This window comes from Coriobacterium glomerans PW2, from assembly GCF_000195315.1.
GTDB lineage: Bacteria > Actinomycetota > Coriobacteriia > Coriobacteriales > Coriobacteriaceae > Coriobacterium > Coriobacterium glomerans.
On the sequence record NC_015389.1, the window covers coordinates 1888869 to 1904648 of the forward strand.

General features: G+C 59.6%; 15 protein-coding genes and 1 tRNA gene. 4 read left to right on the top strand and 12 right to left on the bottom strand.

The annotated features are described in order from the left end of the window. Positions 1 to 34 precede the first annotated feature (34 nt). Positions 35 to 1654 (bottom strand): glycoside hydrolase family 140 protein, encoded by a 1620-nt coding sequence (locus CORGL_RS08295; protein WP_013709457.1) that lies wholly within the window; start codon positions 1652 to 1654, stop codon positions 35 to 37. A gap of 46 nt (positions 1655 to 1700) precedes the next feature. Continuing rightward, the gene (locus CORGL_RS08300) at positions 1701 to 3176 is read right to left on the bottom strand and encodes an alpha/beta hydrolase domain-containing protein (protein ID WP_013709458.1); all 1476 of its coding nucleotides are present in this window, start codon (positions 3174 to 3176) and stop codon (positions 1701 to 1703) included. Positions 3177 to 3380: 204 nt separating this feature from the next. Between CORGL_RS08300 and CORGL_RS08305 the strand changes: the two genes are divergently transcribed. After that, the gene (locus tag CORGL_RS08305) at positions 3381 to 4376 is read left to right on the top strand and encodes a LacI family DNA-binding transcriptional regulator (RefSeq protein WP_013709459.1); all 996 of its coding nucleotides are present in this window, start codon (positions 3381 to 3383) and stop codon (positions 4374 to 4376) included. On the opposite strand, the gene CORGL_RS08310 is transcribed toward CORGL_RS08305, so the two are convergent. The 5 genes from CORGL_RS08310 to CORGL_RS08330 form a co-directional block, all read right to left on the bottom strand. Next, positions 4373 to 5398 (bottom strand): LacI family DNA-binding transcriptional regulator, encoded by a 1026-nt coding sequence (locus tag CORGL_RS08310; RefSeq protein ID WP_013709460.1) that lies wholly within the window; start codon positions 5396 to 5398, stop codon positions 4373 to 4375. The genes CORGL_RS08305 and CORGL_RS08310 overlap by 4 nt on opposite strands. Before the next feature lie 226 nt (positions 5399 to 5624). After that, positions 5625 to 6164, bottom strand: coding sequence for a rubrerythrin (rbr, locus tag CORGL_RS08315; protein ID WP_013709461.1), 540 nt, complete (start codon positions 6162 to 6164; stop codon positions 5625 to 5627). 152 nt (positions 6165 to 6316) lie between these two features. Continuing rightward, positions 6317 to 7216 (bottom strand): HhH-GPD family protein, encoded by a 900-nt coding sequence (locus tag CORGL_RS08320; RefSeq protein ID WP_013709462.1) that lies wholly within the window; start codon positions 7214 to 7216, stop codon positions 6317 to 6319. 39 nt (positions 7217 to 7255) lie between these two features. Further along, entirely contained in the window at positions 7256 to 7744 is a 489-nt protein-coding gene (locus tag CORGL_RS08325) for an RrF2 family transcriptional regulator (protein ID WP_013709463.1), read from the bottom strand. A gap of 221 nt (positions 7745 to 7965) precedes the next feature. Beyond that, positions 7966 to 8043, bottom strand: a tRNA-Asp gene (locus tag CORGL_RS08330). 388 nt (positions 8044 to 8431) lie between these two features. Between CORGL_RS08330 and CORGL_RS08335 the strand changes: the two genes are divergently transcribed. After that, entirely contained in the window at positions 8432 to 9013 is a 582-nt protein-coding gene (locus CORGL_RS08335) for a GNAT family N-acetyltransferase (RefSeq protein WP_013709464.1), read from the top strand. On the opposite strand, the gene CORGL_RS08340 is transcribed toward CORGL_RS08335, so the two are convergent. The 5 genes from CORGL_RS08340 to CORGL_RS08360 form a co-directional block, all read right to left on the bottom strand. Beyond that, positions 8918 to 9367, bottom strand: coding sequence for a metallophosphoesterase family protein (locus CORGL_RS08340; protein ID WP_013709465.1), 450 nt, complete (start codon positions 9365 to 9367; stop codon positions 8918 to 8920). The genes CORGL_RS08335 and CORGL_RS08340 overlap by 96 nt on opposite strands. A 23-nt stretch (positions 9368 to 9390) precedes the next feature. Next, entirely contained in the window at positions 9391 to 10107 is a 717-nt protein-coding gene (locus tag CORGL_RS08345; protein ID WP_013709466.1) for a LytR/AlgR family response regulator transcription factor, read from the bottom strand. 75 nt (positions 10108 to 10182) lie between these two features. Beyond that, complete coding sequence (locus CORGL_RS08350; RefSeq protein WP_013709467.1) at positions 10183 to 11526, bottom strand: sensor histidine kinase; 1344 nt, start codon at positions 11524 to 11526, stop codon at positions 10183 to 10185. Beyond that, positions 11526 to 12710, bottom strand: coding sequence for a glycosyltransferase (locus tag CORGL_RS08355; protein ID WP_041738731.1), 1185 nt, complete (start codon positions 12708 to 12710; stop codon positions 11526 to 11528). The genes CORGL_RS08350 and CORGL_RS08355 overlap by 1 nt, the downstream gene beginning before the upstream one ends. A gap of 112 nt (positions 12711 to 12822) precedes the next feature. Beyond that, positions 12823 to 13395 carry a QueT transporter family protein gene (locus tag CORGL_RS08360; protein ID WP_013709469.1) on the bottom strand — a complete coding sequence of 191 codons (573 nt, stop codon included), beginning with the start codon at positions 13393 to 13395 and terminating at the stop codon, positions 12823 to 12825. Positions 13396 to 13832: 437 nt separating this feature from the next. Between CORGL_RS08360 and CORGL_RS08365 the strand changes: the two genes are divergently transcribed. Next, a complete protein-coding gene (locus tag CORGL_RS08365; RefSeq protein WP_013709470.1) occupies positions 13833 to 14810 on the top strand; it encodes a zinc dependent phospholipase C family protein in 978 nt (325 codons plus the stop codon). Between the two features lie 229 nt (positions 14811 to 15039). Beyond that, positions 15040 to 15771: a C39 family peptidase gene (locus tag CORGL_RS08370; protein WP_245526903.1), complete on the top strand. Its 732-nt coding sequence runs from the start codon at positions 15040 to 15042 to the stop codon at positions 15769 to 15771. The last annotated feature ends 9 nt before the right edge of the window (positions 15772 to 15780 follow it).

A 15780-nucleotide genomic window follows, 5' to 3' on the forward strand; every position in this document is an offset into this window, starting at 1 on the left:
TCTTGAGATATGGTCGCTCCGCTGCAATACCGCTTTACCCCTGCTGGCCCTCGCGTTCGAGTACGGCAAGCCAATCGCCGAGATCGGGTTTCACAGGAAGTTCGACTGAGCCTGAGGTTGCTGGGGCACACTCCCCATCTCGGTAAACTCCGGTACGCGGATCGAACCAACGCATTCTGTAGATCGACCCCTCCGCCACGCCATCGATCACCAGTCCCTTTCTTGCCGTATCGCCGTAGTAGGCGATGATACGAGCGAGATCCGAGCTGACCGTCGCTAACGGACGCTTCTTGGCGAACAGGTTTCCCTCCGGCGCCCCCATATGGTATGGAACAAGCTCCCAGAAGCGATTCTCCTCGTAGAACCTGCGCATGTAGCCCATCTGGGCGGCACCGGGAGCATCGACTGCCTCGGCCCAGGTGACACCGAAGCGATTGAAGATGGCCATCATGGGATCAGGTTCTGCGGGTTTCTCCCAGACGTTGTCCCAGATCCCCTGCGCACCGTAGGTGTAGCCGCACCCACCCATCTGTATGGTCATATACGCGACGCGACGCAACATGTCGTCTGTGCACTTTCTGCAACCCATCTCCTCGAGCGTGGAGCACAGCTCATAGAGCGCCTCGCCCTCGACGAAGGGCTTGCGGGGATGGTCTGCAAAAAAGTCAGCGTAGTCAGTGGCACGGATCAGATAATCACCATGCCCCGCTTGATTGAGCGTGAAATCAAACCAGTCCTCGTCTTGATAGTAGTCGGCGAAGGGCCGCTCATTGGTATAGTGAGCCGTCTGCAGCGTAGCGTATCCGCAGCGCCGCTCGATCTCAAGAGCCACTTCGCGCCATCCGTCTATGCGCGCGGCTCTGAGATCGGCGTCCGCGTCGTAGCCGGCGATCTCGCCGGCGAGCGTCCAGACGATGGGCAGAGCCCCGTAGCGGGCGACCAGATAGCGAGCGAGATGCTTTTGATGCTCGACCCCTCCGTCGCCTTGCACGGAAAAAAACCATGCCTGCCCCAGCGCGTTGATCAGGCCCGCATCGGCGAGATATAACATGCGTCGATCCAGCTCCTGTTGGTAGAACTCGACATTGGGCACATCGGGTCCGTCCTTTCGCCAGAACAGATGGGCGCCCGGTCCGAGATCACTGCGCAGGTTGGTCTGATATACCGTGAAACCCTGGTTTACCCGCCGATCCACCATCCCTTTGAACTGGCTATCCATCTCAGGATGATTCGACTCGTCCCAGCGCTCGCCGAAAGCGAACTCCCAATGGGTGTCGCCCAACCAGAAGAACGGAGTTCCGTCGTCGTAGGCCAAGTGGCGACCTCCCTCGGCCACCTTCAAAAAACCGTGGCGATAGATAGCGAGATCACCGCGATAGGGCACCGCCTCAACTGTGCCGGTGACACCGTTCAAACCGCATCGCGGCGGTGCCACCAGCGCGTAGCCCCATGTCCCGGGCGCGGTTGGCGCGAACGAGACGCGATAGATGCACCCTCCGTCCCAATACGCCTCGCGTATGATCTGCTCGCCTGCAGGTCCCGTGAACGCCGCGGTGATCACCACGTCCAAAAACGGATTGGCGTACTCCTCCTTGGACTCAAACGTCAAAATCGCCGCACGCCACGTCTCGGTTTTTACTGCTGATATTTCCATGTGAACTCGCTTTCTCGCAGGCCCCGTCAAACGATGAGAGCGACCCTCATACAAGTCCGCCCGCAACCGCTGCCCTCACCGCTGCCTCGACGAGGGCATCCGCATCCTCTTTGCAGACGAATCCGCGACTCACCTGCTCGCGGGTGCTTTGCTCGCACAGTTCGCGATAATGATCCAATGTTCCATATAGCTCGATGAGCATGTTCTGCGAAAAGGGCTCGCGATGGCCGAACAGCCCATCCACGGTCGAGTTCTTATCGACCGTTCCCTGACCGATCTCGACTCGACTCGTGTTGCAAAAGCGTGCGCACGGGTAATCCAACAAGCACGTCCGGAGCCCGCCGATGCTGTTCCCGAACGCATCGCGAATATTCTCGCCATAGGCGTCGACGGGGATCCGCGGGCACCTGGTGGGGCCCGCTCCGGTCCGCACCCAGCGAAACAGATTGCGAAAGGCGGCGGCGATGAGGATCTCTGAGGGATAGTCGTTCGGGTGGGCGTGTTTGCCGGTGTAGGCCGGCAGATGGTCGATGCGCTTGAGATCCTCGTCGTCACGGTAATAATCGACATAGGTGTAACGTGTGTCATGGCTCGCACCGGCCACCTCGTAGCAGCGATATCTGAAATCAGACCGATCGGAATCATCGATGTAGGTACGCCAGCCCTGCATGCGACCGTTCTCGCTCTCGGTTTGCACCGCGATGAGAGGCTGGCGGCAGCGCTCGACGCGGCGCAATTCAGGTGCATAGGAGCGACCCGATTCGTATTGGTTCACCGGAACCACGAGCGAATGAACGGCACCCCCCGCGAGGTACGCGTCAAACACTTGGCCCTCCGGGCCCGAATCCGCCATCTCGGCGAACGAGTTGATATAGCGAAGCAGATAAGAGCCGGACTGTGACCAGCCGCTCAGACAGATCAGGTCCCGGCGAAAATCGCGAATGGGGTTTTGAGGAGCATCCGAGCGCAGCACACGCGCCAGATCGATGAGCATGTCCCAGAAAAGGCCCGTCTCATACCTCGGATCCAGATCGGGCTGGGCGACGCCCGAGCGGATCAGCTCGTCCGGATCGAAGGTGAACGGAACATCGGGCGTGGGGTTCGCCCATGAGAGCCTGCCATAGCGCTTCCCGTCGAACTCGATGAGCTTGGCGATCGTGTTGGGCTTGCTGGTGATGCCGACATAGATGTCACCCGAGCGTAGGAATTCGCGATGACCCAGTATCCACATGCGCTCGATTTCCATGAACGAGGTGGGATTGATGATCTCTACCACGACGTTGCCGCTGGCTGCTCCCGGATCGGTCGGCGTGCGCACGATGCATCTGTTGATGTAGGGAGCATCCGACGTCCTGATCTCCACAAGCGGTCCGTTCGAGATGCTGCGATAGACGTTCGCTGTGCCCTGAATATAATACTCGCGCTCGACATAGCCTCTTTTTGACAGCTCGCAGTAGCGCTCGGCACTTGAGAACGGATAGGATGCGGGTGTGATCGGAATCTCCTCGATATGCGAGATCATAGCGCCTCCAAGAGTGGCTCGGTGTCTTCCCACGGCGTACTCTACGAGGCGATCAGCTAAATCTCAACCGGTAATTGAGTAAAATATCTAAACTGTTTACTAAATACTTTGGTCAGTGGTATCCTAACTACTGATAACGTGCCGAACATGATTGTCTAACACGTCAGCTGCCGCTCTCCCGTTACTCAACCTCAGGTGATCGCCATGACCGTCACAGCGAAGATGATAGCTGAGCAGCTGGGGCTATCTCCCGCTGCCGTATCGCTCGCTCTCAATAACCGACCCGGAGTGTCAGCTAAAACCAGAGCCGTCGTGATCGAAACAGCGCGCAGCCTCGGATTCGACTTCTCGAAACTCAAGTTCGAGCGGATCCGGTCGAGCAGCATCGAGCTGATCTGCTACAGCAAGCACCAGATCTTCGGAACGTCGTTCTTCTCCGAAATGGTCTCGGGTATCGAAGAAGAGCTGCGCATCAGGGACTATCGATTCACGATAAGACAGGTTTCGACGTACGAGAGCGTACGCGCGCAGATCGCTTCGATCGCGGATGCGGCCAGCGGCGGCGTCATCTTGCTCGCGACCGAGATGAACGAAATCGACCTCATGCCGTTCGCAGCGCTCGATATCCCCCTCGTGCTTCTGGATACATGCATATCCGCGGGGCTCGATCGCGTCCAGATCAACAACCGCGAAGGCAGCCGTATAGCCGTAGAGTACCTGTCCAGCCGGTACGGCTCTTTCCCCGGCTATCTCAGAAGCAGCGCGCGCATCAGCAACTTCGAGGAGAGGCTGGATGGTTATCTGCTCGCGCTCAGACTCGCCGGCGGGTCAGCTGAGAGCTGCATCGTGCACGAACTCGGTGCGACCGTCGAGACCGCCCGCAACGATATGTTAGCGATCATCGACTCGGGCACGGAGCTCTCATCGTGCTACCTATCGGATTTCGATGATATCGCCATCGGTGCCATCCAGGCGTTCGCGGCGCGCGGATATCGCATACCGCAAGATATCGGGTTCATCGGATTCGATAACTCGCAAGGAGCGACCAACGCTCATCCTTCCCTGAGTACCATCAATGTACCCGCCGGCTACATGGGCGCGATCGCGGCGCGCCGACTCGTCGAGATATTGAATGAGAGCGAGCATCATCCCATCAGGATAGAAATCGGCGTCTCGCTCATCAGACGCGAATCAGCCTAACGCGGGTCACGCAAACACTCAGAGACGCTTTCCCGCTCAACAAGATATGTGCTGACCTGTGTTTTGCAAGTATAGGACTTTGGATTTCGAATGTTGCCGACCAACCGTCGCACCGCGATCTCGCCGACCTCTTGCTTGAGAACGTGCATCGTGGTGAGCGGAGGATCTGAGAAGGCACCGAATGACAGGTCGTCGAAACCTATGATCGAGATGTCGCCGGGGACCCTGAGGCCGTGCTCGCGCAACGCACGCAGCGCGCCCACGGCGAGCACGTCGTTATCGGCGAACAGCGCGCTCGGAAGTCGCTCGGGCGAGATCGCCGCGAGCCAGTCGGCCATGTCTTCATAGGCGCTCTCGAGCGTGGTTCCCAACATGATGCGCCATGAGGGATCGAAGGCGATGCCGGCATCGCTGAGCGCTTGGAGATACCCTCGCTCGCGAGCTCTGAAGTTCTGGATGCGAAAGCGTCCGGCAAGATATCCGATGCTGCGATGACCGCGGTCGATAAGGTGGCGAACGGCCCGCAGCGCTGAATCAGCGTTCGCGATCGCCACGGTATCAAAGTAGTGTCGATCGCTCCAGCCATCTAGAACGATCAGGTGGGCGGCGCTGTCACGGAACAGGTCGAAATCCTCATCGGAGAGTTCGGTTCCGAGCAGAATCACCGCCGCCTGGGAGTCGGCGATCAGGGCATCGACATCGTGGCGAACCGTCTCGGAATCGGAGAAATCGAGGGTGACAAACGATGTTCCCATATTGTGACGACGCGCCTGACGCTCAACACCCTCGATGACAGCCGGATGAAATGTGCTCTCGTCAACGATCTCCCCCGTCTTGCGCGCCAGCACGAATTGGATGGTTTCAAGCTGTGAGTTCTGCTGATAGCCCATCGTTCTCGCGGCGTCGATGATCACGCGCGCTGTCTGCTCGCTCACGTTGCGCTTGTGATTGAGGGCGTTTGACACGGTTGCAGGCGAGAACCCGGTCACTCGGCTGATCTCGCGTACGCTCGCTTTCGGCATGAGGTACTCCTTCTGGCGGTCATGCCCCCGCGATGCCATCGAGCCCTTGTGCCGCGAGACGACATCGAGAAGTAAACATGATCATAGATGTTTACCGACTATGCTAAACCAGTAAGGCACATGAACGTTTTCCATTCTGGGAATGGACGAAAAAAACCGCCGGGCACGAATTCGTGCTCGGCGGTTCATGCAGCTCAAATCAGCTGTGCGCGATGCTCGGCAACGCCTAGTAATTCTTGCTCTGCTCCTCGAAATACGCCTGCGGATGGCCGCACACCGGGCACACCTGCGGCGCAGCCGGGCCAACATGCAGGTGACCGCACTTCAGGCATTTCCACACCTTGACGCCCTCGCGGGTGAAGACCTCGCCTTTCTCCACGCGCTCGATCAGGGTCCGGTAGCGGGCCTCGTGAACCTTCTCCACCCCCAGAACGCCTTTGAACTTAGCAGCGATCTCGGGGAAGCCCTCTTCTTCTGCCGTCTTGGCAAAGCCGGCGTACATCGTCGTCCATTCGTAGTTCTCACCTGCAGCGGCATCTTTCAGGTTATCGATCGTCTCGGGGACCGATCCGTCGTGCAGAAACTTGAACCACTGCTTCGCGTGCATGGACTCATTCAGAGCCGTCTCGAGGAAGATGTCGGAAATCTGAACGTATCCATCCTTCTTCGCCTGTGCCGAGTAGTACCGATACTTCGTATGGGCCATCGATTCGCCCGCAAAGGCCGCCTCAAGATTTTTCTTTGTCTGGGAGTTCTCGAAATCCATAATGAACCCTTCCCTTCAACGATGTGCTGGTTGCTCGCCAACGTCTGGTGCGACGATGCCGCGCCTCTTATTGTAGATCGATTCCTAATAAGCGATCGATGCTACAAAAGCATATACCCACTCTTCACGCACACAACACACACGTGCGGGCGCTACGCGATCCGCCACAGGTCATTGGATTCGCGGCAGAACCCCTCGGATGTCAGATCCTTGAGCAGCGAGCGAACGATGTCCTCCTCGACTGCTGCGCGACCCGCACGTTGTTCCCTTTGACTCAGAAGATCCGTGAGAGCAGCCGATGAAAATCCCTCAGGTGCCATCTGGTGGGCATCGAGAAGCAGGCTCACGAGTCCTGAGCGCTTCTGCCTGCGCGATCCCTCGAATCGAGACTGCTTGATATAGGCGCTTGATCGGCGCGACGGATTGGGAACCGTCTTTTTAAGGTGCGCGCCGTAGTCGAGCAGCGCATAGTACCATGCGCGGGGCGTATCGCGCTCATCTTGGGGCTCGGCGAACCTGCCGTGACGATCTTCTGGTAACATCTCGGGGCAGCAGGACTCGATGAGCGGAATGAGCTCCTTGTCCGGTACCGCGGGCACGTCTGGGAAGAAGTGATGCAGAAACACGGTGCGCACATTCGTTTCCAGATAGACTCCTGGCAGATCGAAAGCGAACGCGCGGATACCCTGAGCGGTCGCGGGACCGATGCCCGGCAGTCTCAGAAGCTCCGCAGTCTGCTCGGGAAAGACTGATCTGTGATCCCTAACGATGATGTTAGCGGTCGCATGCAACGACAGAGCGCGACGATTGTAGCCCATACCCTGCCACGCGCGGAGAACATCTGCTGTTCCGGCAGCTGCCAGGACCTCGATTCGCGGAAAGCGCTCCAGCCACGCCGGCATGCGCGCCTCGACACGCGGCACCTGAGTTTGCTGGAGCATGACCTCGGACAGCCAGATCACATATGGATCACGCGTCTGACGCCAAAAGAGATCGCGGTAGAGGCGCGACCCTTCACAACGTACGAGCGCACGAAAGGAATCAAGGGGCATTCGAAATGCTTTCCTCTGGATTTAAAAGCGGCAACGGAGCTATTTCCCAGTTATATACTCATTCTCACGTGAGACGTAATTGGGAAACTCGCTGCGCTTGGTGAACTTGGAGTTCACACAGGGGTTGCGCTTGCAGTTGACGGCCTCCTCGAGGGTAACCGAACTCAAATAGTCCCGAAGCAGCGCCTTCGCACCGATCCAGATCGGGTGATAGCAGCACGATTCGCGCCGGGGACAGGGCTTGCCGTCCTTCAAGCACTTGTTCACCACCAAGGGTCCCTGCATGGCCTCGATGATATCGTTGACGGTAATGGAAGCGGGATCGATTTTGAGCCTCATCCCGCCGCGAACGCCGCGAAGGCTTTCGATGAATCCGACCTTGGTCAATTCGTGCTGAATCGAGCGCGCGAACGAATAGGGTACATCCATCTCCTCTGCCGCTGTCCGGACCGAAAGCAACGACCCCTTGCTCCCGACAAGCATGGCAAGAATCCGGAACGCGTAATCGGTTTTCCTTGAGATATCCATCTCGCTCCCTTTTGTATCGACAAAGTACCTGCTCGATCTTGCTGTTCCCTGACGGAAAACACGGACCGAAAATCTCCGAGAATTGTACTGCCCGAATTACATCGCTTCAACTCTCATATACAATTATCGGCTAGCTCTGAGGTACCCGTTATCACGATTTATTTTCGTCACATCTGCATCAAAATAAAAAACCCTGCCGGGGCAGGGTCTCTTGCATGCTATGGCGGGAAGTACGGGGATCGAACCCGCGACCTCCGACGTGACAGGCCGGCGCTCTAACCAATCTGAGCTAACTCCCCACAGCAACTGCTGCGTAGGTAAGTATACACACAGCCCCCTGGGCGCGCAAGCAGTATTTTCGTGCAATTCGAGTGTTTGCGATGCAGTCAGACGACACGAGCCCTTGACTTCGATGCCGGCGGGAAGTAAGCTTCGCCGGACATGCGGCGCATGCGATGAGACCCGTGAACGCGCGCCACATGGTCGCGGCAAGCTGCCTTGCCGCGCGCGACGGGATCTTTTCCATATCCGAAATCACACAAGGAGGTGGCAGCGATGGATGACAGTCGATCACGAAGTATCGGCAACAGAGGGAAGAAGTCGATAGTGACGAGTGCATCTGCGACGCTGCCGCAAGCGTCCCGTTAGATATCGCTTCTCCTCTCACAGATAACAAGAGGAGAGATCATGAACAACGCAACGCTTTCAGTAATCGAGTGGAACAGCTCTCACTATCTTCGCTGCCTGACACTGCGCAATGAGCAGCTGCGCCGCGACGAAGGACTCGAGGATCTGCTGATCGCCCCTGAAGAGGAGGCGCGCTGCATCCACCTTGCCGCCATAATCGACAAAGAAATCGTCGCCACGATGCATCTGGAGCCCATCGATGAGTCGGAGATACGGATCTGCCAGATGGTCGTCGCGCGCTTCGCACGGGGACGCGGAATCGGAGCCGATCTGATCGCATTCGGCGAGCAGATCGCCGCAGAGATGGGATTTCGCGTGATCACTCTGAATGGCAAGATCGAGGCTTGGGGCTTTTACGAGCGTCTCGGCTTCACTGCCTGCGGAGATCAGCGGGCTTGGATGTCAACGACGGTGAAGCCCTATCGCAAGCGGATCGGCTGCAGCTGCCGCTCGGCTCATAGAGGGACTCGCGTTCTCGAGAGCCGTCTAGAGCGTGACGATCTTCGCCGAGACAACCTTTGCGTCGCCCACAAGCATGCGCGCCATCGTCGGGCCGCTCGTCCCGCGGGGGTATGTGGGTGATCCGGGATTGATCAAAAGGCACCCACCAGAGCGCGCGATACTCGGACGATGCGTGTGTCCGCAGATCGCGACATCGGCGGACTCAAGCGGAAGATCCTCTCGATAGTGTGCCACAACGAACCGCAGGCCCTCGAAGGTGAAGCGGGTCACCTTCTTGACCTGCGGTCCGTAATCCCGGCAGTAATCGTTGTTACCCATCACGGCCCGGATCTCAAAGCGAGCCGAGAGGAGTTCCCAATCCCGCTCGGAGGTGATATCGCCCGCATGGACCACCAGATCCGCTCCCGCGAGCGCCGAGAGCAGATCTGAGCTGAGATGGCCGTGCGTGTCAGAGATGATGTCGATGCGCTTCATGTATACCGTTTCATTGCATGTTTCTACAGACTCAGGGCCTTTTTGAGCGGCACCACCCGCCGTCGAGAAACCGGGATGTGATCTTGGACCCCCGCGATGCCCAGTTGGATCGCACCGGAGGCGATCGTCTCGACGTCTTCGACGCTACCCAGGTTCACGATATAACGCCGATGCACTCGGAAGAATCCGAAATCGCACAGCTTTGCCTCGAACTGAGCGAGCGATGTGGTTGACAAGAAGCGATCATCATCGGTGAAGATACACGAGTAGTCGTCCTTCGCCATGATATAGCGAATCTCGTCAACGGGGATCAGCACCTTGCGCCCGCCCTTCTCCACCGGAATCCGACCGATGGAGACCTTGTTGTCAGTCACTGGCTTCATACGGGCTGCAACCCGGGCGATGGCCTGATCAAGTCGCGCCTCCTCAACAGGCTTGAGAAGGTAGTCCACGGCGTCTACCTCAAACGCCTCGACGGCATGGTCGCTGTAAGCTGTCACGAACACGATCGATGGCGGGTTCTTGAGCTTGTGCAGGGCCTCTGCGAGCTGGAGCCCGGAGGCTCCCGGCATCGAGATATCCAAGAACACGACATCGACGCGATTCTCCATGAGCGTCTCTATTGCCGAACGAACGCTGGAAGCCTCGATGATCGATCCGACCTTGCCCGTTTGCTCCAGTAGAAAGCGCAGTTCAGAGCGAGCAGGAGCTTCATCATCGACGATCATGGCACGTAGCATATCGGATGGTTCCTTCCGTCGTCCCCGATTGAGAAGATGGGCCAGCTCGGCACTGAGATGACCCTGCGATCTATTCTACCTTTGAACGAAGATACTCTCCAGCAAATCAAGATGCAACGTCACGGTCGTGCCCTGCCCGAGTTTCGACGCGACGTTTGCATAGGAGCGGGGTCCGTAGAAGCGCTTGATGCGCTCCGAGATGTTGCGCATGGCTACTCCGGCCCCGCGCCCCTGCGGTGAGCTGGTATCGGGTGCGGCAGAGAACACATCGAACAGACGCGTGGCCGTCTCATCATCCATTCCGGCCCCGTCATCGGAGACCTCGATGGAGATGGCGTCGTCGGCGCATGAGCGAATCGAGACGGTTATGTGAAGCGGAGCATCGCCGGTGAGGGCGTGTCGAACGGCGTTTTCAACAAGGGGCTGCACCACGAATGCGGGCACCGGAGCGTCTTGGACCCCCTCCTCGACATCGAATGTCGCCACGATGCGATCGTCACCGAAGCGCGCTCGCTCGAACGTGAGATAGCGTCTGGTCTGAGCGATCTCGCGCTCGACGGGAATCAGCGAACCGGAATTGTCGAGCGTGGATCGATAAAACGACGAGAACTCTCGCAGCAGCTCGCGCGCCCGCAAGGGATCGGTGCGCGTGAAAGACGCGATCGTATTGAGCGTGTTGAACAGAAAATGCGGATTGATCTGCGCCTGCAGCGCGCGAACCTCGGCGCGCGCTGTCAGCTCCTCTTGAATCTCGAGCTCATGGATCGCGAGCTGGGTCGAGAGCAGCTCGGCGAACCCGGAGACGAGCGCGTACTGCGTGCGGTTCACCAGACGGGGCGTTCTGAAATAGAACTTGAGCGTACCGACGGCATGACCTCTGACCATGAGAGGAGCGATGATGCCGGCCGGTATCCGACTGTGCCTGCCCCCCTCTCCGAGAACATCGAGCACTCGGGTAAACGATTGGACGATGCCGTGGTCGAGCACGTAGTGCGTCGTCGCCGTGTGAATCGGCGATCCCGGCGGAAAATCGCTCGCGAGATCACCTACGCAGGCGAGCACGCAGCGCTGATCGGTTACAGCTATCGTGCTCGCGCGGGTCTCCGAGAGCAGGTGGCGGCACACGGTCTCGGCGCTCTCTGAGTTGAGACCGCCCTTGATGTCCTCGAGCATATCCGAGGCGATGGCCAGCGTCTCCTGAGCGTATTGCGAGCGCAGCGGATCGGGATTCAGACCGAGCAGCACCACGCCCACGAGCACCACGCACAGCAAGACGCAGCAGATGACAGCGATCGCCCCCACCGAGCCGATCGCCAGCGTAAAAACGAAATATCCGGTAAGCAGCAGCGCGCAGACCATGGCGAGCGCACGCGTGATGGACAGCGAGTCGGGCCGACCCACCGGGATGAGCGCGGCCATCACGCGCTCCTCAGAGCGCCGGCGAGCTCCTCGTTGAGCCAAAGCCTGTTCATGATCAACGGCCAGAAGCTCTGGAACCGCAGGTAGCTCTCAGCATTTTCTCGAGCATAACGCGTCGCTTCCGCGCTTCCGCGCCGCCATATGCGCCAATATGCCAGATGCTCTCTTGTGAGCAGGGCGCGGCGAAACGCGGTCTTGCGGACGCGCTGGTCCAGCTCCACGGAGATCCAAGGGCCCGGATAGGGCATGAGCGATGCCGCCGTCACCGATAAGAGCTCCTTTTTCCTGCTCGCGCAGGCAAGCTTCTCGCGCTCGTAGTACCAGCGATACACGTCCTGCATGAAACGGGGCGCCGTCGAGGTCGGGCGGGGAGGCAGATGTCTGACCGTCCACTCGTTGTCGAACCACACATCGAGCCCTTGCATGCGCATATTGAACAGATAGTCCAAGTCCTCTCCGCGCGTGATGAACGGATCGAACGCGACACGGGTGAATGCGCGCGCGTGGATCGCGAAGCATCCCCCGCACACATGGTTCGACCGCGAGATGCGCGTGCCGGCGAGCGCTTTGCGCATCCATCGGTTGAACTCGAGACGCTTCGTCCACCAGCGATGAGCGGGGCCCCTCCTTCCGCAGTCCGCCAGCGGCGAGCCTGCGCGATCAAGAAAGTAGCCGGTCTTCGCTAAAATAGGCAGACGCTGACGGGTTTCCTGACCGAGGGCGAACAGAGCGCGGTCCATGAAATCAGGACCGAGAACCACTTCATCGTCGTCGAGAAAGACGACGACGTCATAGCCGAGCACCGCGGCTGCCGCCAAGCCCATGTTGCGAATCGCACCGTAGCCGCGCAGAGAGATGCACTCCCCCGTCCCCCCGGGTACCAGGTTCGAAACCATCTCGATGATGCGACTCGCCTCAAGGTTCGTGACAACGCTCACCTCGAGGGCGGGATGGCGGAGCGCTACCGTACGGATGCGCTCGGCGACCTCAGCTGTCGCAGACGCCGCGCAGACCTCGAGCAGGATCACGTGAAAGCTGCCGCGCACCTGATCAAGCGACGCGAGGCACGCCTCGAGCTGGCTGGCATCTTCGCCGAGTTGAATCGTGTGATCGTAGTCGCACGATGCGATCGAGGCGCTGGCAGCATCGGCCCAATACGACGGGATCACTATTGCCGCTTTCATCATCCTCACGCTCCCAGCAAACAGGTGTCGGCGCATCTCGCGGCTCTAGGCGTCGCCAGAACGACCACGTCTCGCTACGCCTGAAATCCAGAGGATGCTACCTCTTTGTACCCTATTTGCAGTGAAAAGGAGACATATCCTTGAAATAAGGCGTGCGGGACAGTGAGCGGGACAACGGATACCCCAGAACATACATGATAACCGCTTCCCCCGCACCGGTGCTCGCAAGCCCGAAGACATACATGAACAACCACGATCCATCCAGCGCGATCGATGTGAACGGTATGGTGTAGAAGCCAGTCGCCTGTAGAAGGATGGGCAGGTAGGCGGGGACGATGCAGGCGTTGGCGATCACCGGACCGAGCAGCGCGACCGCCGGGTGCCGGCGCAGCTTCCAGGTGACGAGCGCGCCGACAAGCGTCGCCGCCGACCCGAACACCACATCGAGCATCCCCAGCGCACCGGTCCCGGACAGAGCGATGTTCGCGACATTGGCGATGACGCAACCCAGTGTGAGGCCGACGACAGCGTCCGGCGTGAACAACGCGAGCACGCATAGAACCTCGGAGACGCGAAACTGCACCGGCCCCCAAGCCAGGTTACCCAAAAAGATCATGACCACGAGCGTCGAGGCCGCGTAAGCCGCAGCGATGACGCCCGCGCGGGCGATGGATTTCGATGACATGTGAACCACCTTCTGTGAATCGGAGGGCTTTGCTGAAACTGCGAGGCGTCCGCGAATCGAAGGCTCGATAGAGCGCGTCGCGCGTCGGCGACGGACCCGATATGGACGGCCCAACAGCATGGCGAAGCTCACAGCAAGCGGGATCCCGATGGAAAGCACTCCTAAAGAAGGATCCCCGTGAGCGATGCCACCATCGATACTAGCAGAATTTTCAAGATCCGCACGCAGAGGACCGGAGTTATCGAGCAAGCCGCGATGATCACGGGGGCTTCCCCGGCAGAACCCGCCCGATCTTATTCGAGCGGACGCCTGCGGTAGACGGATTCAGGCGCACTCCGAGCCCTCGGTGGTCAAAACGAGATTTCGCACCGGTTCTGCCGCGACCTCATATAATAGACAGCGATAATGGACACAACCGAACACAGAGAGGATCCGCTATGCCAGCTTTGATCACCCATCGTCTTTTCGGTGAGGAAAGCATCGATCTGCTGCCGGAGGGAACAGTCGTCTCCGAAGATGAGCGGCGCGCCTTTCTCATCGCGAACCAGGGACCCGATCCGTTCTTCTTCCGCTTCCGAAGTCTTCATATGCGCGAGTGCGCTCATCTCGGTACGACGATGCACGCGAGCCAGGTGACTCGTCAGCTCGAGGTGATCCGCGAGGGCGTCGACCATCTGAGGGACGACGAGAACAGGACGGGCCGGGCCTTCGCGCTCGGCATGCTCTCCCATTACATACTCGATCGCACAGCGCATCCTTTCGTCTATGCCGAGCAGCACGCCATACAGGATGCCGATGACAGTCTGGCGGCTCTTGAGCATCAGGTGCACGCTATCATAGAGAGTGATCTCGACGTGCTCATGTTGCAGCTCAAGCGAACAGGTGCGCCGACAGATGGTCTCTCGCCGTCTGGAGCGCTTGAGACATGCGAGGCCGCAGATCGGGTCGGGGGGGCTCTTTTGAGCTACGCGGCCCATAGGGTCTACGGCATCGAGATCGGTGGCAACGAATACGCCGGTGCCGTTCGGGACATGGCTTTGGTGTACCGCATCATCGAACCCGCGGGGTCCGGTGGCGAACGCCTCGTCGGTGCCGTTGAGTCTCTCCATGGCGGCTACTCGCTGCTCGCCTCCCTCGCACATCGCATGAGCGAGAAGCCCGCAGCGGGAACCGGCAATATGGATCATCTCAGCTGGAGAAACCCGTTCACCGAAGCGGATTCATGTGAGAGCTTTCCCGACGTGTTCGATCGCGCTCTCGAGGACTGCGCGGACGCGATGAGCGCATTCATCGACGGCGCGGACATGAAGACCATCACCGGCCATCTGAACTACTCTGGAGAGCCGCTCGGTGAGCCGCAGCGCAGCAGCGAGGGGAGCGAGCGAAGCGATGCCGGACAGACGAGGGCGCAGTGATGAGGCGGCGCGCAGAGCTGTCCGGCTGACGAGGTTTCATCGGTCCGAGCCGAGTGCGGCCGCGCGGTCAGACAACCGGGAGGCGCGCAGCCCGAACAGGGCGGGACATACGCCGCGCCCGCGGGCGGCATGCGATGGAGGCCGGCGACTCCTCGAGCATCCGGGTGAGACGCGAGGTGTCAGAAAACCCGTCGCCGGGACCCGCGATCACCGCGCGGACCGGCACACCGTGCGCGCACGGCAGCCGCATGCGCATGACGGTCCCCGTCCGCTGTTTCATGCCCGGTCCCTGGCGGCTTTGACGGTGTTCATCCTGTTGGCTCTCAGTCTCGGTCTGGGCATGCTGCTCTATCCGAGCGCGGAGCGGCGTTGCGGGCGGACCGACACTGGCGAGCAGAGCAAAGAAGACGACCGGCGCTCTCTCGAAGATGATCTCATGATCTCGACGCCGCGCTCGCAATGGCGTCAGGGCGAGATGCCCCACCTCTACCAGGGCGATATCATGTGGTGCGACAAACCCTACGCCGGCGGAACCATCGGCAAAAACGGCTGCGGTCCCACCTGCGTCGCCATGATCTGCATCTATCTGACCGGCAGGACCGACCTCGGCCCCCTCGAGATGTGCGCTGTTGCCGACGCGGGGGGCTACGCTCCGACCGGTGCAACGGAATGGGCGTTCATGACGAAGGGGGCGCGCGCGATCGGTCTGTCGGGCACCGAGATGCGCCCGACGCGTGCCGGTGTCACCGCAGCCCTGAACTCGGGGCATCCGCTCATCTTGAGCATGGGCGTCGGCGACTTCACCACGGTGGGTCACTTCATCGTGGTCGAGAGCATCGACGAGCGCGGGATGCTCACGATCCACGATCCCAACAGCAGCATCAGAAGCACGCAGCGCTGGGGTATCGTCGAGGTGCTCCGACAGGCGGACATGGCTTGGTCGTTCTCCAAGCTCGACTGAGGCTGCTGG